This window comes from Variovorax sp. MHTC-1, assembly GCF_003984645.1.
Classification (GTDB): Bacteria; Pseudomonadota; Gammaproteobacteria; order Burkholderiales; family Burkholderiaceae_C; genus Variovorax.
The window spans coordinates 316,086-340,115 of sequence record NZ_RWKI01000002.1 but is presented as its reverse complement, the minus strand read 5'-3'; the positions used below and the strand labels follow the sequence as shown (position 1 = coordinate 340,115).

The window sequence follows — 24,030 nt, the reverse complement described above, 5'->3', positions numbered from 1 at the left end:
CAGAACGTTGACCGTGCTGTTCAACTCCTACTTCTTCCTGCTTCTGTTCTTGCCAGCCGCGCTGCGACTGTATCGATTCACGCTGGTCGCGCGTGGAGCGCATGGCGGTTTGCTGGTGTTGTTGATGGTGTCAGGGCTCTTCTATGCCAGTTGGGGCGGCCACCTGCATCTGCTAGCAACCTCCGTTCTTGGCAATTTTCTGCTGGGGTATGCGATGCAGCGCTCCGGGAAGGCTCGGCAGCGGCGATGGTTGTTTGCGGTTGGTGTAGCGGCGAATCTCTCAGCGCTTGCGTATTTCAAGTACGCCAACTTCGTCTTTCAGGAACTAGGCTTGCCGTTGGTGCACGATGGAAGTTTGCCGCTCGGCATTTCGTTCTTTACCTTTCAGCAGATTGCGTTCCTCTACTTCCTGCTGCGCCACGAAGAGGAGCGGCCCGCGTTGCTGGAATACGCGGCGGCAGTGACTTTCTTTCCCCATCTTGTCTCGGGGCCGCTGTTGCGCTACGAGTCGATCATGAGTCAGATGCGTACCAAGCTGTTCGGTTTCGATCGAACCTTGGTTGTGCAGGGATTGGTGCTTCTGGTCCTGGGGCTGGCCAAGAAGGTTCTCATTGCCGACCCACTTTCCCCTTATGTAGCCAGCGTCTTTTCACAGGCACACGCGGAAGGGCGAGTAGCCGGCGTTGACGCGATTTGCGGAGTGCTCGCTTATTCGATGCAGCTTTACTTCGATTTTTCGGGCTACTCCGACATGGCGATCGGACTCGGGATGTTGTTTGGCATCCGAATGCCCTCGAACTTCAACTCACCGTACAAGGCGGCAGATCCCGCCGACTTCTGGCGACGTTGGCACATCAGCCTATCGCAGTTCCTGCGCGACTTCATCTACATTCCCTTGGGAGGCAATCGATACGGTACGGTGCGTCAGTCGAGCGCACTGATGGTCACCATGGTCGTCGGCGGTGCGTGGCATGGCGCAGGCTGGACTTTCATCATCTGGGGGGCATGGCATGCGATCTGGCTTTGCCTGTGGCATGTCGCCAAACCCCATGCGCGTATGGTTCCGGCCTGGATCGTGAGAGGGCTCACCCTGGTGGTGGTGATCACCGGCTGGGTCTGGTTCAGATCACCCGACATTCCCACGGCCTTGGCGATCTTCGACGCGATGGCCCATCCTTGGAATCAGACGTCGAAGTTGCTTGCCGGCTGGCCGGTGATCCTCGGCGTGAGTACTGCGCTGCTGTTGTCGCTGGGGGCGCCGAACAGCCAGGAGATCTGCGCAATACTCACGCGCGACACATGGTTGGCGCGCAAGTGGATTTGGGTGCTGTTCGGGCTGTTTGCGTTCGCAACCCTTTCGCGCGTCGGTGGTGTGACGGAGTTCCTATATGCAAACTTCTGACACTGCAGCTGTCGGAATGCTTCAGAGAGCAGCCATGCGCTGGGCGCTAGGCGTCGCTGCAGTCGCATTCGCGGCGTCAACGATCTGGATCATCTGGAGCGATCCCTACAACCTGTTTCGTTGGCGCGGCGCAGATCCTTACAACAGCGTCCTCGATTCAAAGATGAGATTCGTGAAGACGCTTCGCGCCTACTTTCTGGAGTCAGATGGTGTGCTGCTGGGCAGTAGCACGGTGTACCGCGGACTCGACCCTAGCGCCTGCGCCTTGCCTTGCTACAACTTCGGGATCTCGGGAATGAGGATCACCGAGATGGAGGGCTATGCGCGCTTGATCTCGGCAAAGGTCAGGCCGCGCAAGGCTGTGCTGGCATTGGACTTCTTCATGTTTGATGCGCTGCGGCAAAGTGAACCTGGCTACGAGGCTCATGCCGACCAGATGCTGGTGCAGGGTGAGTTGCTGGCACGTGCCTTGGGGAGTGGATCGGCCGCATGGGACGCAGCGATGGCTTGGCGAAGCCGGCAGCGCCCTTCCACCGATGGTCGCTGGGATCACGCGGGCTACAAGTTCACCTACCTGAGAACAGCAAAGGACATCGAGTGGATTCTCGATAGTACGCGACGAGAGTACCGAGCGATGCGATATGACTCGGCGCTCTTCATGAAGCTGCAGCAGGCAATCATGAGCTTGAGGGCGGGCGGTACACAGGTCGTCGTGGTGCTTAGTCCGGTCAATCCAGCATTCGCCTCCATCCTCGGTGAAGTGGGCAAGCGATCGGAATTTGATGCCTACCGCCGAGAGGCGATGCGTGTGGCAACGTCAGCGGGAGCTCAGTTTCATGATTTCACCGACTTCGTTGTCGTCTCCGACCTGTCCGGTGGCTCGGACAGTTCATTCATCGACGTAACACACTATCAGCCGGCGGTCGGTCGTCAACTGCTTGCCCGAATGGGTCTAGCACCAAAATGATCGACTAAGCACTACGTTGGCATACCTGGGAAGCCTGATGCACCTCGATAATGGATGTTTGACATTTGATATGAAGTTCCCTTTTCAGAGTTCGGGTGCCTAGCTGTGATGCGCGACTATCAAGAATGTGTGCGCTGTGTGATGGACACCAGCGATCCCGAGATCGAATTCGATCCGCAAGGGGTTTGCAATCACTGCCGAGAATTCGATGAGGTGACGCGGCTGAGGTGGTTTCCGAACGAAGCAGGTATGTCTCAGTTGCGAGGGATCGTCGATCGGATCAAGCGTGACGGGAACGGTGCTGCATATGACTGCATCTTGGGCTTGAGCGGTGGCGTCGATAGTTCCTACCTTGCCGTTCGAGTTCGCGAATGGGGTTTGCGGCCGCTGGTCGTGCATGTTGACGCGGGCTGGAACAGCGAACTGGCCGTGGCCAATATCGAGAAGGTCGTCAAGCACTGCAACTTCGATCTACACACCCATGTGGTCGACTGGGAGGAGATGCGCGATCTGCATATTGCCTACCTCCGTGCTGGCGTCGCGAACCAGGACGTGCCGCAAGATCACGTGTTTTTCTCAAGCCTTTATCACTTTGCAACACGGAACAAGATTCGCTATATCTTGAGCGGCGGAAACATCGCGACCGAAGGCATTTTCCCGAAGTCCTGGCATGGAAGCGCCATGGATGCGATCAATCTAAAGGCCATCCATGGCCGATTCGGCGAGCGTCCATTGAAGACGTACAGCACCATAAGTTTCTTCGAACACTATCTCTGGTACCCCTTCGTGAAGAAGATGCGCACCGTGCGGCCTCTTAACTACATGCCTTACGAGAAGGCGGCTGCAATGGCTGAACTTGAGCGCTCGATCGGATGGCGCGCCTACGGTCGAAAGCACGGGGAGTCACTGTTCACCAAGCTGTTCCAGAACCACTATCTACCAACCAAGTTCGGCTATGACAAGCGCCGCCCCCACCTGGCGAGCTTAGTTGTGTCGGGCCAGATGACGCGGCAAGAGGCGCTTGCCGAGTTGGACGTGCCACTTTACGACCCCCAGGAACTGGCGATCGACATCGCCTACTTCTGCAAAAAGCTGCGCATCACACCCGCTCAGTTCAACGAATTCATGATCGCACCGCCGCATCACCACACAGAATTCCCGACGTGGGAGGGGCGCTATCGCGTGCTGAAGCGCCTTCAAAGAGGGGTTGAAATGTTCACCGGACGTCGCATCAGTGTCTACTCTTGACGATATGCATCGCGCCCTGCGCGTAGCTCATCTGACGACCGTGCATGCACGGCGCGATGTGCGCATTTTTCACAAGGAATGTGAGAGCCTGGCCGCAGCGGGCTACGACGTTCATCTACTGGTGGCCGACGGGTCGGGCGCCGAACAAATAGGTGGCATCACTATTCATGACATCGGCGCAGTGCAGGGCCGCATTCGACGGATGTGCCTGCAGCCTTGGAGAATGCTGCGGGCCGCGCGCCAGTTGAAAGCCTCTCTGTATCACTTTCATGATCCGGAACTGATCCCTGTCGCGTTGCTGTTGCGTTGGGGCGGAGCCGAGGTGGTCTACGACAGTCATGAGGATGTGCCGCGTGCGGTGATGAGCAAGCACTGGATTCGCCCCTGGCTGCGCCACGTGGTCGCGAGAACGTTCGAGTTGTTCGAAAATTTTGCCGCGCGCCGCTTCTCCGCCATCGTGACGGCCACGCCGCATATCGCTCGACGCTTCGCAAAGTTCAACGCGCGCAGTATCGACATCAACAACTATCCGATGCAAACGGAACTACTCGAGTCGCGCTGCGAGCCGATGGGCGATGGGCGCGCAGTGTGCTACGTGGGGGGCATCGGGAAAATTCGGGGCGCGATCGAGATGATTAGCGCGTTCGAGCAGATCGACGCCACTTTGATCATGGCCGGTGCGTTCGAGAGTGCAAGCACAGAGGCGGAACTGAGACGGCTGCCAGGCTGGTCGAAAGTGGACTACCGCGGAGTCGTGTCGCGCTCGCAGGTGCGCGAGATCATGGCGAATTCACGCGCTGGATTGCTGTTCTTTCATCCCGAGCCCAACCATGTGGACGCTCAGCCAAACAAGATGTTCGAGTACATGTCCGCGGGGCTACCGGTCCTGGCATCGGACTTCCCGCTGTGGCGCTTGCTTCTTGAAGAGGCGGGGGCTGGGGTTTGCGCTGACCCTCTTGACGCCACCGCGATTGCTCGAACGGTAGGAGCGTTGCTTGATGATCCTGTCAAGGGTCGAGCGATGGGAGCACTGGGTCGCGCTGCGGTGCTTGAGCGCTACCAGTGGGCTCACGAAGAACGCAAGCTGCAAAGCCTGTACGAGGTGGTTCTGGGATGAAGAAAATCGTCACCGTGCTTGGCGCCCGCCCGCAATTTATCAAAGCCAGCGTCGTGTCTCATGCCATCGCCGCGGCTGGCGACTTGCGCGAAATCGTGATTCATACCGGCCAGCACTTCGATGCCAACATGTCGGATGTGTTCTTCGAGGAATTGGGCATGGCTGCGCCAGCGCATCAGTTGAGCATCCACGGAGGAGGCCACGGCGCAATGACCGGGCGCATGCTGGCCGAAGTCGAGCGCCTGTTGCTAATCGAAAGACCGGATGCTGTGCTGGTGTACGGAGACACCAATTCGACGCTAGCCGGTGCTCTCGCTGCGGTGAAACTCCACATTCCGGTGGCACATGTCGAAGCAGGTTTGCGTTCGTTCAACATGGCGATGCCGGAAGAGGTCAATCGCATCCTGACGGACCGAATTTCGCGCTGGCTCTTCACGCCGACGCATGCCGCGGAACATCACCTTATGTCCGAAGGTGCCGCTGCGGAGCGAGTGATCCCTGTGGGTGACGTCATGTATGACGTGGCACTTCATCACGGGCAACGAGCTAGCGCTTTCAACGGTGTGATGCGCCAGCTTGAGTTGAAGTCGGCGAGTTTTGCACTCGTGACCGTGCATCGCGCCGAGAACACGGACCAACCTGAAAGGCTTGCCATGGTGGCAAGTGCATTGGAGTCGGTTGCTGACCACATCCCTGTGGTCTGGCCGGTGCATCCGCGAACCCGTGCTGAGCTCATGCGTCAAGGGCGTCTGGATGGGCTCGCTACCCGTATCAAATTGATTGAGCCTGTTGGCTACTTGGACATGGTGCAACTGGAAATGAGCGCAGCGGTCATTGCGACAGATTCCGGCGGAGTGCAGAAGGAAGCCTTCTTTCACGGCGTGCCTTGCGTGACGTTGCGAAACGAGACCGAATGGACGGAGTTGTTAACGTCGGGTTGGAACCGGCTTGCACCTCCTGTCTCGGTTGACGTCATTCGCGACGCCGTGCTGGACGCTATCGGCACGAGGGGCGATAGCATTTCCCCCTATGGTTTGGGCGACGCTGCGCAGCGCATCGTCCGGCAGCTGTCGGTGGACTTGTTGGCGTGAACATCGTCTACATCAATCACTATGCAGGCTCCTTGCACCACGGCATGGAGTACCGACCCTTTTATCTGGCGCGCGAGTGGGTTCGCGCTGGCCATACGGTTTGCATCGTCGCAGCTTCGCATTCACACGTACGCAGTGTCCAGCCGAAGTTTGCTGAGCGTACGCAGCGGGAGATCATCGACGGGGTGCAATATCTATGGCATTTCACGCCTCGCTATCAAGGGAATGGGGTGGGTCGCGTACTGAACATCGCCGCGTTCTGTATTCAACTCATGTGGGATGCAAAACAACTTGCGCGCAACTTTCGACCCGATGTCGTGGTAGCGTCCAGTACCTACCCCATGGACATCTGGCCGGCGCATCGCATCGCACGGCTGGCTTCGGCAAAGTTGGTACACGAGGTGCACGACCTGTGGCCGCTGTCGCCGATGGAGCTCAACGGCATGTCGGCGCGGCACCCATTCATTGCGGTATGCCAGGCGGCCGAGAATTTTGCCTGCAGACGAGCCGATGTGGTTGTGTCCATGCTGCCCAAAGTCCACGATCATCTGGCGGCGCACGGGCTCGATCTGGGCAAGCTGCATATCGTGCCCAATGGTGTGCAGACCGAAGAGTGGGATCAGGCTGGCGAAGCCCTTGCGCCGGAACTTGCGCAGCACATTCGGCAGGCCCGTGGCGACGGGCGGTTGGTGGTCGTGTATGCCGGTGCGCATGGATTGGCCAACGCGCTGGATTCGCTGCTCGACGCTGCAGCGCTGCTCGCCAAAGAGGGGTTCAGCTTTGTGCTCGTGGGGGATGGTGCCGAGCGCGATAGGCTGTCGCGGCGAGTGGCATCCGAAAGGTTGACCCAGGTACGCATGTTCGAACCCATTCCGAAGCGACAAATTTCTTCGCTGTTGGCTGCCGCGGATGTGGCCTACATCGGTTTGCAGCGCGTTCCGCTGTTTCGCTTCGGCATCGCCCCCAACAAGCTGATGGATTACATGATGGGCGGCTGCGTGGTGCTCAGCGCCATCGAGGCAGGCAACGATCCTGTCCAGGAGGCCGGTTGCGGGCTGTCGGTTTCACCCGAGTCGCCCGTCGCGATCGCCGACGGGCTGCGCGCCCTGGCGAAGATGGATGTCGAGGCAAGGCATGCGATGGGACGCAGGGGCCGAGAGTACGTGCGACGTCATCACACTTGGCCGACGTTAGCGAAGCGCTTCGTGGAGGCGTTGGCATGACAGAGGACTCGGCGGAAATTGCTGCGGTTCGCCAGCGCTATGCGCGGCGACCAGCCCACGGCGTCGACTGGCGTTACAACCCGCTGAACCCGTCGGTATGGCAGTCGGTTCACGAGCGCCAGCGGAAGATGCTGCGGCTGTTTCGACGATTGGGTTGGCAAGATCTTTCCACGATCGCGTTGCTGGAAGTTGGCTCCGGTTCAGGAGGCAATCTGCTCGAGTTGCTACGCTTCGGTTTCGACCCTCACAACCTTCAGGGGGTAGAGCTCTTGGAAGAGCGTCACGCGAAGGCCAGAGACATGCTGCCGCTGGCGTTACGCCTCACCTGCGGCGACGCCTGCGAAGTCGATGTGCCATCAGCGAGCCAGGACGTCGTGCTGCAGTCGACGGTGTTCTCCTCGCTGCTCGACGACGCGTTCCAGCAACGCTTGGCCGACGCGATGTGGCGATGGGTGAAGCCCGGCGGCGGCGTGCTGTGGTACGACTTCACCGTCAACAACCCCGGCAATGCCGACGTGCGCGGTGTGCCGCTCAAACGCGCTCGTGAGCTCTTCCCGCAAGGGAAGATGCAGGCCCAGCGCATCACGTTGGCTCCGCCAATCGCGCGGCGCGTGTCTGCAGTACATCCTTCTCTCTACACCGTGTTCAATACCGTTCCACTGCTGCGCACGCATGTGCTCGCGTGGATCGCCAAGTCCTGAAGCCATGCCAGAAGAAGCCCCATTCCTGCCGTTCGCACTGCCAGAGCTAGGCGATGAGGAACTCGCCGAGATCGCAAGCGCGCTGAAGTCGGGCTGGGTCACGACCGGCCCGAAGACTAAGCGCTTCGAAGAGGCATTTGGCGCGTTTCTTAGCGACTCAGCGCTGCGTTGCCTGGCCGTCAACTCGGCCACGGCCGGCCTTCACCTTGCGCTCGAGGCACTCGACATTGGCCCCGGAGACGAGGTGATTACCACCACCCATACCTTTACCGCCACCGCGGAAGTGGTGCGCTATCTAGGTGCTGACGTCGTGCTGGTGGATGTCGACCCCGTCACACTGTGCATCGACCCACGACTTGTTGAAGCGGCGATCACACCACGCACCAAAGCCATCATGCCGGTGCACTATGCAGGTCTCGCCGCGGACATGCCCGCGCTGCTGGCATTGGCCCAAGCCCACAAGTTAAAGGTAGTGGAGGATGCAGCACACGCGTTGCCCACCACATCTGCCGGCCAGCTCGTTGGAACACTGGGCTCAGACATCACCGTTTTCAGCTTCTACGCCAACAAGACGATCACCACCGGTGAAGGCGGCATGGTCGTCACCCGCGACATCGCGCTTGCCGAGCGCATGAAAGTCATGCGCCTGCATGGCATCAATCGCGATGCATTCGACCGCTTCCAGTCGAAGACGCCCGCCTGGTACTACGAGGTGATTGCCCCTGGCTTCAAGTACAACCTTACAGATATCGCCGCAGCGATCGGGTTGGTGCAGTTGACCAAGCTGCCGCGGTTTCTCGAGCGCCGGCAATACTTGGCAGCGCGCTATCACGAGGCGCTGAGCTCTTTGCCACTGATCTGTCCTGCGCACCCTCCAGCGGGCGAGGTGCATGCCTGGCATCTCTATGTGATTCGCCTCGCCCCGACTGCCAAGGTAACCCGAGACGAATTGGTGCAGGCACTGTCCGACCGCGGCATAGGTACCAGCGTGCACTACGTGCCACTACATCGACAGCCCTATTGGCGCGACCGCTACGCGCTCACCACGGAGATGTTTCCGCACTCCGATGCGGCCTATCAGTCGATGGTGAGCATTCCCTTGTTCACGGCGATGACCGACAGCGATCAAGACCGCGTGATTGCTGCATTGCGCGAGGTGCTCGGCTGATGCTCAAGCGGGCGTTCGATATCGTCTTTGCGTTGTGCGCATTGCTGATATCGGCGCCTGTACTCGTGGCCGCTGCCCTGTGGATCAAGCTCGATTCGCGAGGACCGATTCTGTTTCGACAGGAGCGCGTCGGCTTGCGAGGTCGAACTTTTGCGATCTATAAGTTCAGAACCATGCGCGTAGGTGCCGCCGAAGACGGCCCACAGATCACAGCAGAGTCCGATCTGCGCATCACGCGAGCAGGGGTACTCCTGCGCAAATATAAGCTCGACGAACTCCCCCAGTTCGTGAATGTGCTAATCGGCGACATGAGCGTCGTGGGCCCGAGACCCGAGGTGTCCCGCTACATCGCGCTGTATCCGGGCGAAGCGCGGGATCTGATCTTGAGTGTGCGACCCGGTATCACCGATCTTGCCTCGATTGCCTACCGAGATGAGGGTGCGGTGCTCGCCGCTGCGGAAGATCCGGAAGAACTCTACGTTCGAGAGATCCTGCCAGCCAAGCTAGAGCATTGCTGCCAGTACGTCCGGAAGCGGAGCTTTTGGCTCGATCTGGTTATCGTCTGGCGCACAGCGCGCGTCGTTCTGAGTCGAACGGCCGAAGGAGAAGTTCCGGGTCGACGCAAGGGCGCGGAGCGCTGAGGCAGTAACTATTTGCGGCGCTAGCTAGTGCCTTGCTCGCCGTGCTCCGGAGTGAGACCAAGCCACCCGAGGCGTGACGCCCGAGCACGCCACCTCAATCCACCGTCGGCACTTCACGCCAGTTGAGCAACCGCAGCGATTGGCTCGGCGGCGGCATGAAACGCTGGTTTGTTACCTTGCCGGTCGAGTCACCCGCCACCAGCCGCACCTTGTTGCCCACCTTGACGAACTCCAGGTCGGTGACCGCCGAGGCGGTCTCGATGAAGGAAATAATGGCGTCGCTGCTGTTTAGCAGAGTCGACTTGCCGTTTCCAATATCGATGGCGTAGATCCGGCTGATCCCCGACGGGCTGCACGGATTGCCGGCGGTCATGAAGGCCGCGAAGGCCACGATGCCGCGGCTATAAGTGGGGTGGTTGTTGGGCACCAACCGCCAGGCGGAGGATGTTGTGGTACCCAGTTCGGTATACCAGCCCATTGAGGTATTGGTGAGGGTGATGCCGGCCGTCAGGTCGCTGACTTGGGTCAGCATGGAGCGCGTCATCGGAAACGATGCGCTGGCCGGCAGGTCGGTTGCGCTGTTGAAGGTGTTCACGCCGCCGTCCATGATGGCGTAGAAGCTCTGAGGCGCGGTCGACTCCACGTCCGAGATGTCGAGCAGACGCCCGGTACCCACCAGCACGAAGCGCTTGCGCGTGAGGGGCTGAATTTCGATCAGCGGCAGCGTGGTGATGGGTTGTGCGGTGCCGTCGTCGCTCTTGAGCGTTGCCAGCAGCAGGGGGGCGGGGTAAGCTGTAGTGGTGGTGGTGTCCTTGGGGGCCGTCACATCAAAGCGCCAGAGCTGACCGTTGAGATCGCCCACATAGAGGGCATCAACGGTACCGTCGTTGAACTCCTTCATGAAGCCGGTGATCTGCGTCAAGCCGTCCGAAGCGCTGCCGGTGCGCACCTTCTCGAGCAGGGCGCCATTCGTGGGGTTGACGAAGTAGACGTAGCCGTAACCGTCGCTGTTGTTATAGCCCGAGGTCAGTATGGCTACCCAACCGTACTTCTTGGTCTTGACCACCAGCGGTGCGCCGTAACTGTAGCCCATGGTCGAGTCGGTGAACTCCCACTTCACCTTGGCGGCGACCTTGGTTTCGTCGGTCATGGACGCTGGATCGGTCACATCGATGGCGTAGTAGCCCTTGCCGCCCTTGCCGAGCCCGCCGATCAGCAGGGTGCGCCAGTCGGAATCCGATGCCTTGGTGGTCTTGAAGGCGCCGCCGGCGTTGTTGAAGTCGAGGTCGTAGGCGATCGGCGTGGCGTCCACATAGTACTTGTGGGAGTACTGCGGGTTGCCCAACTGGGCCAGCAGGCCGTCGGCATCCGAGCTGCTGGGCTTTGCGAACAGTGCGCTCGGCACGTATGCAAACACTTCCTTGCCGGCATTGACATCGGTGCTGCTGTCGAGCGAGCCGTTGAAGCCGTGCAGCATGCCGTCATTGGCCGCCACGTAGACCATGGTGAGGCGATCTTTCCACGTGGTCTTGAAATTGCTGTAGCCGACGTTGACGGTTTCCGAGAACGTTCGCGAAGGCACTGCCACCGGCGTGACCTTGGCATTGACCACATCGCCCAGCAGCGCCTTGCGGAACCGATAGGGCTTGGTGGTGGTGGTTTCGGTGCGTTCGTTGCTGCGGTCGCCGCGCAGCCAGTTCAGGTAATTCTCGCTGTCGTCGGTACTCACATAACTGGTATCCAGGGCTGCCAGCTGTGTACTGCTGAGGCTGGCTTTGCGAAACGGAATACCCGCCGAGCCGCTCCAGGTGGCCACTCGCCGATTCGTATCCCAGCCGGTGCCGGCGAGCTGCGTCTCGAGAGTGGTGCTGGTGCTCCACTTGGCGGTGGCGGTCGGGGTGCCGTCGGCGGCAAAAGTCAGTTCGCTGGCCGACAGGATGCCGCTCCAGTACTTGGCGTTGAACTGGGCGCCATAGGAAGCCGATCCGCTGCTAGCGAACTGGAATGTCGAAGGCGAGAACGAGGTGGTAAAGGTCTCGATCGCGTTGGCGATAGCTGCAAAAGCCTTCTTGAGGCCCGAGATCATGTCGTCAGGGTTGCCGGCAGTGAAGTAGTTGTCAGGCTTTTTCTGGGTGGCGTCCGTGGTGAGACGGGTATCAGTCAGCGTATCGCCGCTGGTAGACCACCAGAGATCCGGGATGGCCTGGTCGAACGTGTAAGGATCGAAGCCCCCCGGCACGTTGAGGCCGCCGAACTTGGCAGTCAGGTAGAACTGATTGTTCTTTTGAAACGACTGTTCCAGCACGTCGACCCAGTAGGTCTGCACGGTCTGTTTGCCGTCCACGTCGGAACGGATGTCCTTGGCGTTGGCGTCGTAGGCCAAGCCTGCCATGTACGCGGAATTGCCCCGGCCAGGAGCGCCCCAACCCGTGTTGTTGGTGCCGATGGCGCCGAGGCCTTGCAATGCACCTATCTTGTCCGTCGCCTTCACGGCATCAACCGTCGTGTCCGCCGCCACCTTTGCCGGCAGGGTGGTGTTCTCCAGGTCGGTTGGATCTCCCTTGTTGCCGGGTACGTTTCTGTCGGCGTGGGTATAGATGTCGCCGATGCCCAGCACAAAGTTGCGCTGGCAGGTGTACTGGATCGGATCCTTCCAGTCGGTAATGACAGGAAAGCCATCCACCCACGTCTTGATTCTCGACGTTGAGGCTGCGCCGACGTTGCTCCATTCGGGCACATTGCCGAGATTGCGGAAGTAACGCAGAACGCCGTAGTACATCTCGCTGACCGGGTCACGCGACTTGTAGTTGCCGGGGGTCAGCTGGCCGAACTTGTTGAGATAGTTGATGACGCCGCTATCCGCGATGTCCACGCCTAGTGCCGAGGTAATTGAATCTGGGTTCTGCACAAGCTGGCCCGTAGTGGGATCCCACTCCCCAATCGTGTTAGCAATGGCGGATTTCAGCGGTACCGGCTGAGTCGGGCCAACAAACTTCTGGGCGGCGCGCAGCACGCCGCCATCGCGCGCGTTGCCGTTGCTTGTGCCATCTGCGGCCGTGGACTGGTTGAGGTAGCCAAAGGCGCTGTAGCGCATCTTCTGTGCGTACTGCTGCACCAAGCCCTCGGGCTTGTAGTTGCTGCCGTAGGCCTTGCAATTGGATTCCACGCCGCCGGCGCCGGACGAGGCGTCGCACACCCTCGTGCGCATCGTGAGGTCATAGACTCCGCTGCCGGTTTCGTTGTTGTAGTCGACCGCCGTTGTGCTGCCGGCCGAGCCGCCAAAGGAGCTGAACACCGTGGGCGACGAGGGGGTTGCCCATTGCAGCTGTATCACGGCATCGGCGCCGCTGTCGAAGTATTCAAGCCTGACCGTGAAGCTGGCGCCCTTGGTCAGCGTGACCGTTGCGTCGTTTGTGGTGGTCGAGTGGTTCGTCCAGTTGTCGATGCGCAGTACATCATTGACGTACAGACGCACGCCGTCGTCGGAGATGGTGCGGAAGGTGTAGGTACCTGTCTCTTGCGCGACGAAGGTACCGGTGTAGCGTGCCGAGAAATTGTCGGCATTGATGTTGGGAAAGGGCTTGGCCGAACCCCAGATGTGATCGGCGGAATCGGCCGCTACGGTGTGGCTCGGGCTACCCCCGAGCGTGGTGTTGTTGTAGTAGTCGCCCTTGAGCGTGCGCGGGTTGGCGGTCAGGCGCATCTTGAAGCCCATGCCATTGACCTTGATGGTCAACTGGTTGGCGCTGGTGAAGGGTGTGGCACCGGCGATTTCGCTCACCGGCAGGTTACGGTCGTCAAACAGGCCCTGGCCCGAATGCCAGCCTTTTTCCAGAATGGTCTTGTCGACGTCGTCGACCACGCGGCGCCCACCGGTCATGGCCCAGCGGAAGGGATCGATGGTGGCGGTGGCAGCCCAGTTCAGGAAGTTGCCACTCCATTTGCTGTCGTTGCCGCCGGTGCATGTACGGCTGGTAGCCGCGCCAGCCGGCTGGAAGTAGCTCTTGTTGCCGGTGGCGCTGCCGTCCGCCTTGGTCACGCCGTTGCTCGTGGCGTCATAAACGTAGGTGTAGCACTTGTTGGGATCGAAGTAGCCCTTGAACTCGCTGGCGCTCGAGTAAGCCGCCGTGTGGGCCGTGCGCGAGGCCGTGGGCCATTCGACTGAAAGCGCCAGCGCCAGATTGCCGGGCACGTCGGCGGTGGCTGCCCAGGGTTGATCGGCCAGGCTGGCGGCAGGAATCGGATTCTGCATGCCGAGCAAGGCCGCGCAGACGGCGGTGGCGCGCGCTGCGCGGCGCAGGCCTGGGTGCGACGACAAAGGGTGTTTCATGGCTCGGTGCCCCGGCTATTCGAGAGGATTGGTGAAGGACGATTGCAGGAACACCTGCGTGTCGCGCGGGCCGCTCACGCGGACCGTCAGCCGATAGACCAGCGCCAACGCATTGCCCAGGTCCTTGCCGGCGCGTCGCGCATCGCCGCCGATCAGGTCGGTGCTGGACGGCACGGAGACGCAGTGGACGTCGGCACCGGCTGAAGCGGGCGGCGTGTTGGTGGTGGTGATGGTGGGTTCGCCGGTGGCGCTGCACAGGCGGTCGATCACGTAGCGGATGGTGACGCCTGCGTCGTCGTCCTTGATGTCGGCACTGGTTGGCGAAAAATCAGCGCCAGCGACATTCTTGCCGGTAGGAGTGGCGCCCGTCTTGAGCAGCACCAGCGGAATGCCCCGGTCATTGGCGACCAATTGCACGGCGCTGTAATTCCTGGCGGGCATGTTGGTGTACGTGTCGGCAACCGTGGCCAGCGCACCACTCTTGAATTGCGTCAACACCGTCGAGGCTGCCAGTTCGCCCCGATTGACGAGGTCGCGCTTGAAGGCGAGGTTGCCGGCGCTGAACAGCGAACTGTTCATCGATCGCACCACGGCGACGCCGCCGGACAGCAGCACCACCAGCACGATCAGGCAGAACAGCAGCACCACGCCGCGCTGGCGAGATGCCTTGGGAAGGGATTGCTTGGTCATGAGGTTGGCAGCAACAGCATGTTGCGCAGCGGAACGGTGAATTCGACGACGCGGTGGCGGTAGTGACGGTCGGTGACTGGCTCGTCCTGTTTGAAGGCATCGCCCAGGCTGGTGAACAGGGTGAGCGTTGATGGGGCGACATAGCTCTCGTCCTCCTCCCCGTCCACCTTGACGTTGGTGGTGCTGCTCTTTTCGTAGAGAGTGCTGCGCATCACCAGCGCCACGCGCACAGCCACGATCTGGCGTGCGGTGGCGGGTGTCTTCATCACGGTGGCGACGTCCCAGCCGGTCGCGTCGGGCTTGGCCCAGGTGTCGAGCTTGCCGTCGAGATTGGTGTCCAGTCCATAGCGTGCGTAAAGGCCGTAGACGCCTTCTGCGATCGGCTGCGGGGTGTCGGTGCCGCCGGTGCGCAGCAGGTCATAGCTGAAGAGCGTGTGGTTGTCGCCGACACCGAAGAGCAGGAACTGGATGTTGTCGGGCTTGCCTAACGCCGAGAGGTAGCCCGAGCCGTCCGCTACGCCCAGAAGTGCCGTGGTGTTCGAGGCGTTGTGATAGTTGCCGGCCAATGGCAGGCTGCCCCGGCCGAACTCGTGGCTGAGTCTGTCGGTGTAGTTGTCGTCGAAACTCGCAGTTGATGAAACCTGCTCCAGCCGGCAGTCCGTCTTGCCGCTCTGGCTGATGAGCACCAGATCGTTCCTCAGCAGGCCGATGGTGGTGTTCAACGTGAGTTGGTCGCCGCCGGCGTTGCCGACGCTCGGGCGCGCCACGTCGCCGGCCGCGCCATTGCTGCCCATGACCATCAACACGTCCGAGCCTGATTTGGATTGGCCCTTGCCAATTAGGACCGGTGCCACGCGCAGGTCCTTCTGCCCGGCGAGATCGCCCAAGAAACCGGCGAAAGGGGCCTTGAAGGCGCCATCGGCATCCGTCCGCGGCAGGATTGCCGTGTTGGCGCGATCGGCACTGAGCTTGCAGCCGAACACTCCGCCGGCGCTCCAGGCCTGCGTGAATGCCGAGCCGGCGCTGCGCAGCGCGCGATCGATCACGCTGGCCGAATAGGCGCCCGCCTGGCCGATGTCGTTGTTCGAGGTGGTGGTGCGCTTGTGCGCCTCGCCGATGGTGATGGTGCTGGTCACGGCCAGCGTGACCACCAGGCCGATGACCACGGCGACCAGCAGTTCCACCAGGGTCAGGCCGCGTTGCGACCGCTGCAGCGGATCGCGGCGGAAGGGGCGCGTAGATTTCATGGCAGCACCACCTGGGTCGTGAGCCTGCTGTCGGCCGCCGAGGCGGCGCGGCTCGGCGCGCGCCAACTGATGCTGATGGTGGCGGTGCCGCCGTTGGGGGTCACAGTGGCGCTGGCGCCGGGCAGGGCGCTTTCCACCTTGTCTTCCCACTTTTCCTTTTCAGCGCTGGGCAGATCGACCGTCTTGTTGAGCCACATGGTGCTGGCCAGTTCATCGGCCAGGAGAGCGGCACGGTTGCGGTCCTCGGCATCGACCGAGAAGTTGATGGCGCGCGCTTGCAGGCCGATCAGGCCCAGGATGCCGAGAGAGAACAGCAGGATCGAGACGAGTACCTCGATCAAGGCGATGCCGGCCTGGCTGTGCGCCGCGGGGTTGCGAGGAGCAGGTTTCATGAGGCGGGGCAGCCATCGGGCTGAGTGGCGGAAAGAGTCCTGGCCGGGTCGCACATGCGCACCTGGCCGCCGAGCTTGATCTGCACCTGCAGCGGCCGGTCGGCGCCGGCGAGTTCCACTTTGTAGGTGGAGTCGCCGGCTGTGCAACTGGCGCTGGTGACCCCTGGAGACGCGTTGGTCACAAGCCGCCCCAGCGAGTTGAAGCAAACCGCCACCGGGCCGGTGATGGTGACGTTGGCGCCGGAGGCCGCGAGCACGCCGGCCTCCACGAAGGCTGCGGTCTCGCCGCTGTCCGTCAGCGTGATGGTGTTGATGGCCCAATACTTGCCGTTCTCCTTGGCGGTGTAGCCGTCGCTGGGATTGCTGTCGTCCGTCAGCGCAAACACCACCTGGCGGCTGCGGCGCGTGGCCTCGGTCTGCGCAGTGCGCAAACCATCCTGCAGGGCGTTGGCGATGGTGCGTACCTTGCTGTTGGCAATCCAGGTCGAGAACGCCGGCACGGCCAGCATCGCCAGGAGCGCCATGATGGAGACAGTGACCATCAGCTCGATCAGCGTGAAGCCGGCCGCTCGTCGGTTGCCTACGGGGAGAGCGTGCATCAGCAACCGCCCTTCTTGGCAACCCAATCGTTCGCGCAGCCACTCCAGCCCGATACACCGGTGACCGTCGAGGTGCGGTTGTTCTTCTCGTCGACGGTGAACGTGAAGCCACTGGTCGAGCCGCTGCCCTCTGCCTTCAGCTTGAACGCGGTGGTGGAGGGATCGCCGTCGCAAGACAGCGTGAAGGGGCCGACCTTGCGCTTGGATTCATCGACCTTGCAGGGCGAGATGAAGGTGGTGCCAACCGAGGCGTAGGTGCGGTTGTCTTGGTAGAAGCGCTCCATGTCCGCCCGCATGGCGGCCAAGCCGTTGTGCGCGTCGACAAGCCGGCCGCGCAGCACGTAGTCTTGATAGGCGGGCAGGGCGATCGCGGCAAGTATTCCGACGATGGCGACCACGATCATCACTTCGATGAGTGTGAAGCCCGACTGACGGCAACGAGGCAGAGAAGCGTTTTGCACTGTGATGACCTTTGATCGCAACGTTTACGATGGTCACAAATTGTCACCAATCCATCGATTTCTGAATCACCGCTTGTCAGGGCGTCGCTTCCTTTCGTCGACTCCGGGCAGGCAATTCGTGTACTTTTTCCTACAGGCACAATTCCGCGCATGACGCCAGCTGCCGTTCGCGCAGACGCGCCCGCACCCGATCTCATCTCGGCCTTTGCACTTGCTGCGCTGATCGCGCTGTCTTTTCTTTTCCCTTTTGTTGCCGGTCCGTCGGCCAACGTATGGCAGCAACTGGCGGCATGGAGCTGTGCGGCGCTATTGGTGGTGGCGGGGCCGGTCGCATTGCCTGCTCGGGGCCTCGCGCTTTGGCTGGCCCTGGTCGGCGTGTCGATCCTGCTGAGGCGATCCGACAACCCGATGCTCGATATTTCTGCGGTCATTGCTGTAGCGGTCGTCGGCCTGTCAGCCTGCGTGGGTGCCGGGCTGGCACACGCGTCGGCATCACGGCCCTGGCCGCTGGCCTGGGGCTTGCTCACCGCCGGCCTCCTCAGTGCCATCCTCGGCCTGCTCCAGTACTACGGCCTCGCCGAGTCGCTCGCCCCGTGGACGACCTCACCCGACCTGGGTCAGGCTTACGGCAACCTGCGCCAGCGCAACCAGTTCGCCACCTTGATCAGCATGGCGCTCATCGCTGCGCTGTGGCTGCATGCGGCAGGCGGCCGCCGCATACGCGCCGCGCTGCTGCCGACAGGGCTACTGCTGATCGTCGCGGCCGCCGCCTCCACCTCGCGCACCGGGCTGCTGCAGCTTCTGCTGATCAGCGGCACCGCCGCTTTCCTTGCCTGGCGCGAGCGGCATCGCCCAAACGAAGAGGCTGCGAACTTCAAGCTGCCGCACCCCTTGCTGCTGCTGGCCCTGACCCCCGCCTATTTCGCCGCCGCCTGGCTGCTGCCCTTGCTCGCCGGCTCCGGCGTCGAAAGCATGATGCACCGCCTGCGCGAAGGGGCGCCCGACGCGCACAGCCGCCTGGTGCTCTGGCGCAACGTCCTCGACCTGATCGCCCAGCGCCCTTGGACAGGCTGGGGCTGGGGCGAGCTGAGCTTTGCGCACTACAGCACGCTCTACAGCGGCTTGCGCTTCGTCGAGATCCTAGATAACGCCCACAACCTGCCGCTCCACCTCGCAGTCGAACTCGGAATCCCGGCAGCATTGCTGATCTGCGGCGGCTTCGGCTGGCTGGTACTGGCCGCACGGCCTTGGCGCGAGACCGATCCGGCGAGGCTTATGGCGTGGGGCCTGCTCGGCGCGATCGTGCTGCACAGCATGCTCGAATACCCGCTCTGGTACGGGCCCTTCCAACTCGCCTTCGGGCTCTGTCTGGGCTTTCTGTGGCGTGGATCGCAGGAAGCACGTTTGAAGTGGATTGCTGGACCTTCGTTGGCTGCCGCGGCGGTCCTGATGGTGGCCGTCGGCTACGCCGCCTGGGACTACACCCGCATCAGCCAGATCTACCTTGCGCGCGAGGATCGCTTGCCGGCGTGGCGCAACGACACCTTGGCCAAGCTCCGAGGTTCCTGGTTGTTCGCGAATCAGGTGAAGTTCGCCCAGCTCATGCTGACGCCGGTCAGCGCCGCCAATGCGGCCGAGGTTCATGCGCTGGCGCAGCGCCTTCTTCACTTCTCGCCGGAGCCCCGCGTCATCACCAAGCTGATCGACAGTGCCATGCTGCTCGGCCTGAACGACGAAGCGCTGGCGCAGGCGATGCGCTTCAAGAAAGCGTTCCCGCGCGAGTACGCGCGCTGGCTCGAGAACGAGCCGGTGGACGATCCGTCCGAATAGCAAATCAAGAACAACAACTGAGAGCAACATGGAGATTCTTGTCGTCGTCGGCACCCTGTCCGGCATCGGGGGAATAGAGACTTGCGTGCGGACGCTGGCTGAGGAGGCCGAGGCCAATGGCGACCGCGTGCGGGTTCTTGCGCTCTGCCCGAGCGTGCTGGATGCGCGCTGGCATCAGGGGCTGGCGTACACCGAAGTGCCCAACGGATCGAGGTCACTCAGATGGCAGATGCTTGGCGGCCTGCCTGCCGTCATCCGCGCCTGCAAGACCCATCCGCCCGATGTCGTCATCGTGATCTACGGTTCGAGCATCCTGCTGGTGCGATTGGGGTTGCTCCTTGCAAGGCTCAAGCGTCCGGTGATGGCCTGGTTGCATTTTTCGACCGCGCACAAGCAGAGAACCGATTTCCTTCGCTACGCCCATGGCCACATCTGCATCAGCTCGCAGATCGCGGCTGCGACCAAGAAGATCGTCGGCATTGCGGCCGAGAGCGTGCACCTTGTCTACAACGGCGCGCGCATCGAGGCGGCTTCGGCAATGGCTCGCTCGACCAGCGGGCCGCTGCGGCTGCTGCATGTCGGCCGCCTCATGGTCGGAAGGCAGAAGCGCACCGACGATCTGCTGCGCGCGCTCGCGCTGGTTGAAGGTGATTGGCGGCTGGACCTGATCGGCACCGGAGAGGGCGAGGAAGACATCGCCGGACTTCATGCCTTGGCCGAGCAACTCGGCATTGCCGATCGCCTGAACTGGCTGGGTTGGCAATCCGATCCGTGGCGTGCCGTCGCGACGGCGGATCTACTTGTTCTCTGCTCCGCTTTCGAGGGTTTCCCGATGGTCCTGATCGAGGCCCTGGCGCGCGGGATCCCGTGTCTCAGCAGCGATTGTTCCTCGGGTCCCGCAGACATCATCCTGCACGGGCACAACGGATGGCTCTATCCGGTCGGCGACGGCGGCGCGTTGGCCGGCCGGATTCAGCACCTGGTTCGCGACCGTACGCTGCTCCCTCCGGCCCACCTGGTCCGCGAATCGGTCAGGATGTTCAGCAGCAACATGGTTTTTCGAAGGATCAGGCAGGCGATCGAAAACACGATCGAACGCTTCGGACGCCGCCGCTACGCCTGATCCTTCCCCGCCACGTAACTCCCCGACTTCCCCCCATGCTTCTCCAGCAGATGCACCCCGTTGATCGTCATCCCCCGATCCACCGCCTTGCACATGTCGTAGATCGTGAGCAGCGCCACCTGCACCGCTGTCAGCGCCTCCATCTCGACCCCGGTGGGCCCGACGGTCTCGACCGTGGCTGTGCAAGCCACCTGCGGCACCCCGCCGTCGGCAATGGCGAAAGCCACCGCCACCCGCGTCAGCGCAAGGGGATGGCATAAGGGAATCAAATCGCTGGTCTTCTTGGCGGCCTGGATGCCCGCGATGCGCGCGATGCCGAGCACGTCGCCTTTCTTGGCCGTGCCCGATTCGATCAGCGCCAGGGTCGAGGCCTGCATCTCGATGCGGCCGGTCGCCACGGCCACGCGGTGGGTGGCGGGCTTGGCGGCCACGTCGACCATATGGGCCTGGCCTTGGGCGTCGAAATGGGTGAGTGGACTCATGGATGAACGTTCCGTAGAGTGACGCATCATACGAGGCCGAGCCATTGACGAGGAATGCCGCGCTTGACTCTTTTCTCTCTTTCGATTCGACCGCCCAAGCCTCGGCTGCGGGCCCTGTGCGCTGCCCTTTTGATCGCGCCCCAGCTCGCCCTGCCGCCCCTGGCGCAGGCCCAGCTGCTGCCGGGGATGGGCGACGGCGGGGAGATGACCGCCAGCGCCGAGCGTCGGCTCGGCGACCAGATCGCGCGCGAGCTGTACCGCGACCCCGACTACATCGACGACCCGGTCCTGGTCGAGTATGTGCAGGACATCTGGCAGCGCCTGCTGGCTGCGGCGCGCACCCGCGGCGATCTCACGCCCGAGCTCGACGAGCGCTTCGCCTGGACGGTGCTGCTGGGACGCGACCGCAGCATCAACGCCTTCGCGCTGCCGGGCGGCTATCTCGGGCTGCACCTGGGGCTGATCTCGGCCACGGGCAGCCGCGACGAGCTCGCCACCGTGCTCGGGCACGAGCTCTCGCACGTCACGCAGCGCCACATCTCGCGCATCATGGCCAAGCAGAGCCGGCAGATGCCGCTGCTGCTCGCCGGCATGATCCTCGGCATGATCGCGGCCGGCAAGAGCCGCAATCCGGATGCCGGGCAGGCGGTGATGATGGGCAGCCAGGCCGCCTTCGTGCAGAGCCAGCTCGGCTTCTCGCGCGACATGGAGCGCGAGGCCGACCGCGTCGGCTTCGGTGTGATGACGCAGGCCGGCTTCGCCCCGCAGGGCGCGGCCGCGATGTTCGAAAAGCTGCAGTACGCCTCGCGCCTCAACGACAACGGCTCCTATCCCTACCTGCGCAGCCATCCGCTCAACAGCGAGCGGATCTCGGACATGCAGGGCCGCTTCCAGTTCAAGCCGGGCGCGGAGCACACGATGCCGCTCGTCATGGACCACGCGATGATCGCCGCCCGCGCGCGCGTGCTCTCGCGGCCGGGTGTCGATGTGCTGCGGCTGTGGGTCAACGCCGCCGGAGCCGGCGAATTCACGCGCAGCGCGCCGGCCCAGCAGGCCGGCGCGCTCTACGCGGCGGCGCTGTCGGCCAACGAGCTGCGCGATTTCAAGGCCGCCCGCGCGCTGGCGCAGCGGCTGGTCGCGCGGACGTCGGAGGATGCGGCGGCCTCGCGCCTGGCGCGCCTGCTTTCAGCCGAGATCGAACTCGCCGCGAACGACGCCCCCAAGGCGGCCGCGCTGTTGGACGCCAAGGCCGAGGACCGTCCCGAAATGCTGCTCGCCGCGCAAGCGGCGGTCGCCACCCGCAATGCGGCGCCGATGGTCGCGCCGCTGCGCGACTGGGTGGCCCAGCATCCGCGCGATGCGACTGCCTGGCGCACGCTGGCCAATCTCTACGGGGCGCAGAACGACACGCTGCGCGCGGTGCGTGCCGATGCCGAGGCCAACGTCGCGGTGCTCGACTACGCGGGTGCGCGCGACCGGTTCAAGGCTGCGCAGGAACTGATGCGCAAGAGCGCGGATGGGCAGGGCGGGGTGCCCATCGATCACTACGAGGCGTCGATCATCGACACGCGCGCACGGGCGGTCGAGGTACTGGTGAAGGAGCAGGCGGCCGAACCGCCGCTCAAATAACCCGCTTGGCGAACAGCCCGCCGAGCGCCGCCTCGATGACGATGCCGAGCAGCGAATAGATCAGCGAGCCGATCAGCGCGGCCACGAAGCCGTTGACATGGAAGCCCGACAGCAGCCCCGAGGCGGCCCAGAACAGGAGGGCGTTGATCACGAACAGGAAGAGTCCCAGCGTGACGATGCTGACCGGCAGCGTGAGCACCACCAGCACCGGCCGCACGAACATGTTGAGCAGGCCGATCACCGCCGCGGCGATCAGCGCCGAGGTAAAGTTCGGCACCTGCACGCCGCTGTAGACGTAGGTGACTGCGAGGAGCGCGAGCGCGCTCAGCAGCCATTTGATGAGAAGTCGCATGCGTCGGACGAGGGCGCTGGATGGGCCCTATTCCGACAGCTCGTTGGCCAGCACCAGCAGCGCACCCATGCCCAGCACCCCGCCCGGCACGGCCCAGCCCGACTGGCCGGGCGAGGGCACGTCCGGCGCCACGGGCTCGAGGTCGACGCCGATCTTCGGCCGCCGCGCATCGACCACCTGGGCCGCGCCGTGCTCCAGCTTCAGCTGCTGGGTCAGCTCGGCGAGCGGACCCTTGGCGAGAACCGGCGTGACCTGGCCGTCGCGCAGCCGCAGCACCGGCAGCAGCTGCTCCTGCACCTTCGCGAACCACTTGGCGCGCCAGTTCTCGCGCGCGCTGTGGCTCACCCACTTGCTGATGCGATGCGTCATGCGCGGCGCGCAAGCCACCAGCACCCAATGCCTAGCACCCGTGCCGACCGCTGCCGGCGACAGCTTGGCGAGAAACTCGCGCGCATAGGCCGCATCGTCGACATACAGAATGATCTTTTCCATGGGTGCTCCTTCTTTCCTGCGAGATCAGGCAGTGGCGGTGCTTTCAGGCTTCGGCTTGCGCATGGCAACCCACTTGCCGATGGCCAGCACCAGCAGCGCGCCGCCGATACCGGCAATGTAGCGCACCGTGTCGGTCTGCGGCACCTTGGGCACCCAGGTCCAGGCGGCGGGGTTGACCACGGCCGGGTCGCTCACCGCCATCGTGCCGGCGATCCAGCCCAGCAGCATGCCGCCCGCCGTGATGATGATCGGGAAGCGGTCCATCAGCTTGATGACCAGCTGGCTGCCCCACACGATGATCGGGATGCTGACCAGCAGACCGAAGATCACGAGCGGCATCTGGTGGCCCTCGCCCGCACCCTGGGCGGCGCCGGCGATCGCGATCACGTTGTCCACGCTCATCACCAGGTCGGCCACGATCACGGTCTTGACGGCGGCCCAGAGCTTGTCGCTGGCGGCGATGTTGCCGTGCGCATCGTCATGGTCGGGCGCGAGCAGTTTGACGCCGATCCACACCAGCAGCAGGGCGCCTACCACCTTCAGGAACGGGATCGCAAGCAGCGTGAGCGCGAAGAAGATCAGGATCACGCGCAGGATAATGGCGCCCGCCGTGCCCCAGAGAATGCCCTTGGTGCGCATCGCCGGCGGCAGCTTGCGGCAGGCCAGCGCGATCACGACGGCGTTGTCGCCACCGAGCAGGATGTCGATCATAATGATTTGACCGACGGCGACCCAAAATTCGGGGGCCATGAACTGTTCCATAAAGTCCTCTGTTCGTTTTGCTCTATTCCGAGCAGCTCGGATGAAGCGACTGAATGAGGACCGGGTGGCCCCGGGAACTTGCA

Annotated in this window: 22 protein-coding genes; 12 read left to right on the top strand and 10 right to left on the bottom strand. The window is 62.7% G+C overall.

What is annotated here, in order from left to right:
* The first annotated feature begins 13 nt into the window (after positions 1–13).
* The 9 genes from EJI01_RS04925 to EJI01_RS04885 all read left to right on the top strand — a co-directional run bounded on the left by EJI01_RS04925 (position 14) and on the right by EJI01_RS04885 (position 9,558).
* Positions 14–1,402, top strand: coding sequence for an MBOAT family protein (locus tag EJI01_RS04925; protein WP_260602340.1), 1,389 nt, complete (start codon positions 14–16; stop codon positions 1,400–1,402).
* Positions 1,389–2,369 (top strand): hypothetical protein, encoded by a 981-nt coding sequence (locus EJI01_RS04920; RefSeq protein WP_126835993.1) that lies wholly within the window; start codon positions 1,389–1,391, stop codon positions 2,367–2,369. The genes EJI01_RS04925 and EJI01_RS04920 overlap by 14 nt, the downstream gene beginning before the upstream one ends.
* A 141-nt stretch (positions 2,370–2,510) precedes the next feature.
* Positions 2,511–3,617: an N-acetyl sugar amidotransferase gene (locus EJI01_RS04915; RefSeq protein WP_409513930.1), complete on the top strand. Its 1,107-nt coding sequence runs from the start codon at positions 2,511–2,513 to the stop codon at positions 3,615–3,617.
* Positions 3,604–4,734, top strand: coding sequence for a glycosyltransferase family 4 protein (locus EJI01_RS04910; protein WP_260602323.1), 1,131 nt, complete (start codon positions 3,604–3,606; stop codon positions 4,732–4,734). The genes EJI01_RS04915 and EJI01_RS04910 overlap by 14 nt, the downstream gene beginning before the upstream one ends.
* Positions 4,731–5,825, top strand: a complete 1,095-nt coding sequence (gene wecB / locus EJI01_RS04905; protein WP_126835991.1) for a non-hydrolyzing UDP-N-acetylglucosamine 2-epimerase — start codon at positions 4,731–4,733, stop codon at positions 5,823–5,825. The genes EJI01_RS04910 and wecB overlap by 4 nt, the downstream gene beginning before the upstream one ends.
* Positions 5,822–7,048, top strand: a complete 1,227-nt coding sequence (locus EJI01_RS04900) for a glycosyltransferase family 4 protein (RefSeq protein WP_126835990.1) — start codon at positions 5,822–5,824, stop codon at positions 7,046–7,048. The genes wecB and EJI01_RS04900 overlap by 4 nt, the downstream gene beginning before the upstream one ends.
* Positions 7,045–7,749, top strand: a complete 705-nt coding sequence (locus EJI01_RS04895; RefSeq protein ID WP_126835989.1) for a class I SAM-dependent methyltransferase — start codon at positions 7,045–7,047, stop codon at positions 7,747–7,749. Before EJI01_RS04900 ends, EJI01_RS04895 begins: the two co-directional genes overlap by 4 nt.
* 4 nt (positions 7,750–7,753) lie before the next feature.
* Positions 7,754–8,917, top strand: coding sequence for a DegT/DnrJ/EryC1/StrS family aminotransferase (locus tag EJI01_RS04890; protein WP_126835988.1), 1,164 nt, complete (start codon positions 7,754–7,756; stop codon positions 8,915–8,917).
* Positions 8,917–9,558: a sugar transferase gene (locus EJI01_RS04885; RefSeq protein WP_126835987.1), complete on the top strand. Its 642-nt coding sequence runs from the start codon at positions 8,917–8,919 to the stop codon at positions 9,556–9,558. Before EJI01_RS04890 ends, EJI01_RS04885 begins: the two co-directional genes overlap by 1 nt.
* A gap of 94 nt (positions 9,559–9,652) precedes the next feature.
* Here the strand turns inward: EJI01_RS04885 and EJI01_RS04880 are convergent, their stop codons facing one another.
* Genes EJI01_RS04880 through EJI01_RS04855 form a run of 6 tightly spaced genes read right to left on the bottom strand, consistent with a single transcriptional unit; the run spans position 9,653 to position 17,220 of the window.
* Positions 9,653–13,888 (bottom strand): PilC/PilY family type IV pilus protein, encoded by a 4,236-nt coding sequence (locus EJI01_RS04880; protein ID WP_126835986.1) that lies wholly within the window; start codon positions 13,886–13,888, stop codon positions 9,653–9,655.
* A 15-nt stretch (positions 13,889–13,903) separates the two neighbouring features.
* Complete coding sequence (locus tag EJI01_RS04875; RefSeq protein WP_126835985.1) at positions 13,904–14,578, bottom strand: hypothetical protein; 675 nt, start codon at positions 14,576–14,578, stop codon at positions 13,904–13,906.
* A complete protein-coding gene (locus EJI01_RS04870) occupies positions 14,575–15,825 on the bottom strand; it encodes a PilW family protein (protein WP_126836142.1) in 1,251 nt (416 codons plus the stop codon). Before EJI01_RS04870 ends, EJI01_RS04875 begins: the two co-directional genes overlap by 4 nt.
* Positions 15,822–16,217, bottom strand: coding sequence for a type IV pilus modification protein PilV (pilV, locus tag EJI01_RS04865; RefSeq protein ID WP_126835984.1), 396 nt, complete (start codon positions 16,215–16,217; stop codon positions 15,822–15,824). Before pilV ends, EJI01_RS04870 begins: the two co-directional genes overlap by 4 nt.
* Entirely contained in the window at positions 16,214–16,816 is a 603-nt protein-coding gene (locus EJI01_RS04860; protein WP_126835983.1) for a GspH/FimT family pseudopilin, read from the bottom strand. The genes pilV and EJI01_RS04860 overlap by 4 nt, the downstream gene beginning before the upstream one ends.
* A complete protein-coding gene (locus tag EJI01_RS04855; RefSeq protein WP_221885634.1) occupies positions 16,816–17,220 on the bottom strand; it encodes a type IV pilin protein in 405 nt (134 codons plus the stop codon). Before EJI01_RS04855 ends, EJI01_RS04860 begins: the two co-directional genes overlap by 1 nt.
* 207 nt (positions 17,221–17,427) lie before the next feature.
* Between EJI01_RS04855 and EJI01_RS04850 the strand changes: the two genes are divergently transcribed.
* On the top strand, positions 17,428–19,107 hold the full coding sequence (locus EJI01_RS04850; protein WP_126835982.1) for a PglL family O-oligosaccharyltransferase: 1,680 nt from the start codon (positions 17,428–17,430) through the stop codon (positions 19,105–19,107).
* 28 nt (positions 19,108–19,135) lie between these two features.
* Positions 19,136–20,230, top strand: a complete 1,095-nt coding sequence (locus tag EJI01_RS04845) for a glycosyltransferase (protein ID WP_126835981.1) — start codon at positions 19,136–19,138, stop codon at positions 20,228–20,230.
* On the opposite strand, the gene moaC is transcribed toward EJI01_RS04845, so the two are convergent.
* Entirely contained in the window at positions 20,221–20,712 is a 492-nt protein-coding gene (moaC, locus tag EJI01_RS04840) for a cyclic pyranopterin monophosphate synthase MoaC (protein WP_126835980.1), read from the bottom strand. The two genes, EJI01_RS04845 and moaC, sit on opposite strands and share 10 nt — an antisense overlap.
* A gap of 54 nt (positions 20,713–20,766) precedes the next feature.
* On the opposite strand from moaC, the gene EJI01_RS04835 reads away from it, so the two are divergent.
* Complete coding sequence (locus EJI01_RS04835; RefSeq protein WP_126835979.1) at positions 20,767–22,341, top strand: M48 family metalloprotease; 1,575 nt, start codon at positions 20,767–20,769, stop codon at positions 22,339–22,341.
* Here EJI01_RS04835 and EJI01_RS04830 read toward each other — a convergent pair.
* From EJI01_RS04830 to EJI01_RS04820, 3 genes are read right to left on the bottom strand one after another with little or no spacing between them, the layout of a single operon-like run.
* On the bottom strand, positions 22,334–22,693 hold the full coding sequence (locus EJI01_RS04830) for a phage holin family protein (RefSeq protein WP_126835978.1): 360 nt from the start codon (positions 22,691–22,693) through the stop codon (positions 22,334–22,336). The two genes, EJI01_RS04835 and EJI01_RS04830, sit on opposite strands and share 8 nt — an antisense overlap.
* A gap of 27 nt (positions 22,694–22,720) precedes the next feature.
* Positions 22,721–23,185, bottom strand: coding sequence for a hypothetical protein (locus tag EJI01_RS04825; protein WP_126835977.1), 465 nt, complete (start codon positions 23,183–23,185; stop codon positions 22,721–22,723).
* Between the two features lie 24 nt (positions 23,186–23,209).
* Positions 23,210–23,947, bottom strand: a complete 738-nt coding sequence (locus EJI01_RS04820) for a TerC family protein (RefSeq protein ID WP_126835976.1) — start codon at positions 23,945–23,947, stop codon at positions 23,210–23,212.
* Positions 23,948–24,030 lie beyond the last annotated feature (83 nt).

What these genes read in the sequence shown, in the direction of transcription:
- EJI01_RS04920 (WP_126835993.1), top strand. Translation starts at nt 1,389, where the DNA reads ATGCAAACTTCTGACACTGCAGCTGTCGGAATGCTTCAGAGAGCAGCC.
- EJI01_RS04915 (WP_409513930.1), top strand. Translation starts at nt 2,511, where the DNA reads ATGGACACCAGCGATCCCGAGATCGAATTCGATCCGCAAGGGGTTTGC.
- wecB (WP_126835991.1), top strand. Translation starts at nt 4,731, where the DNA reads ATGAAGAAAATCGTCACCGTGCTTGGCGCCCGCCCGCAATTTATCAAA.
- EJI01_RS04895 (WP_126835989.1), top strand. Translation starts at nt 7,045, where the DNA reads ATGACAGAGGACTCGGCGGAAATTGCTGCGGTTCGCCAGCGCTATGCG.
- EJI01_RS04890 (WP_126835988.1), top strand. Translation starts at nt 7,754, where the DNA reads ATGCCAGAAGAAGCCCCATTCCTGCCGTTCGCACTGCCAGAGCTAGGC.
- EJI01_RS04885 (WP_126835987.1), top strand. Translation starts at nt 8,917, where the DNA reads ATGCTCAAGCGGGCGTTCGATATCGTCTTTGCGTTGTGCGCATTGCTG.
- EJI01_RS04880 (WP_126835986.1), bottom strand. Translation starts at nt 13,888, where the DNA reads ATGAAACACCCTTTGTCGTCGCACCCAGGCCTGCGCCGCGCAGCGCGC.
- EJI01_RS04875 (WP_126835985.1), bottom strand. Translation starts at nt 14,578, where the DNA reads ATGACCAAGCAATCCCTTCCCAAGGCATCTCGCCAGCGCGGCGTGGTG.
- EJI01_RS04870 (WP_126836142.1), bottom strand. Translation starts at nt 15,825, where the DNA reads ATGAAATCTACGCGCCCCTTCCGCCGCGATCCGCTGCAGCGGTCGCAA.
- pilV (WP_126835984.1), bottom strand. Translation starts at nt 16,217, where the DNA reads ATGAAACCTGCTCCTCGCAACCCCGCGGCGCACAGCCAGGCCGGCATC.
- EJI01_RS04860 (WP_126835983.1), bottom strand. Translation starts at nt 16,816, where the DNA reads ATGCACGCTCTCCCCGTAGGCAACCGACGAGCGGCCGGCTTCACGCTG.
- EJI01_RS04855 (WP_221885634.1), bottom strand. Translation starts at nt 17,220, where the DNA reads ATGATCGTGGTCGCCATCGTCGGAATACTTGCCGCGATCGCCCTGCCC.
- EJI01_RS04850 (WP_126835982.1), top strand. Translation starts at nt 17,428, where the DNA reads ATGACGCCAGCTGCCGTTCGCGCAGACGCGCCCGCACCCGATCTCATC.
- EJI01_RS04845 (WP_126835981.1), top strand. Translation starts at nt 19,136, where the DNA reads ATGGAGATTCTTGTCGTCGTCGGCACCCTGTCCGGCATCGGGGGAATA.
- moaC (WP_126835980.1), bottom strand. Translation starts at nt 20,712, where the DNA reads ATGAGTCCACTCACCCATTTCGACGCCCAAGGCCAGGCCCATATGGTC.
- EJI01_RS04835 (WP_126835979.1), top strand. Translation starts at nt 20,767, where the DNA reads ATGCCGCGCTTGACTCTTTTCTCTCTTTCGATTCGACCGCCCAAGCCT.
- EJI01_RS04830 (WP_126835978.1), bottom strand. Translation starts at nt 22,693, where the DNA reads ATGCGACTTCTCATCAAATGGCTGCTGAGCGCGCTCGCGCTCCTCGCA.
- EJI01_RS04825 (WP_126835977.1), bottom strand. Translation starts at nt 23,185, where the DNA reads ATGGAAAAGATCATTCTGTATGTCGACGATGCGGCCTATGCGCGCGAG.
- EJI01_RS04820 (WP_126835976.1), bottom strand. Translation starts at nt 23,947, where the DNA reads ATGGAACAGTTCATGGCCCCCGAATTTTGGGTCGCCGTCGGTCAAATC.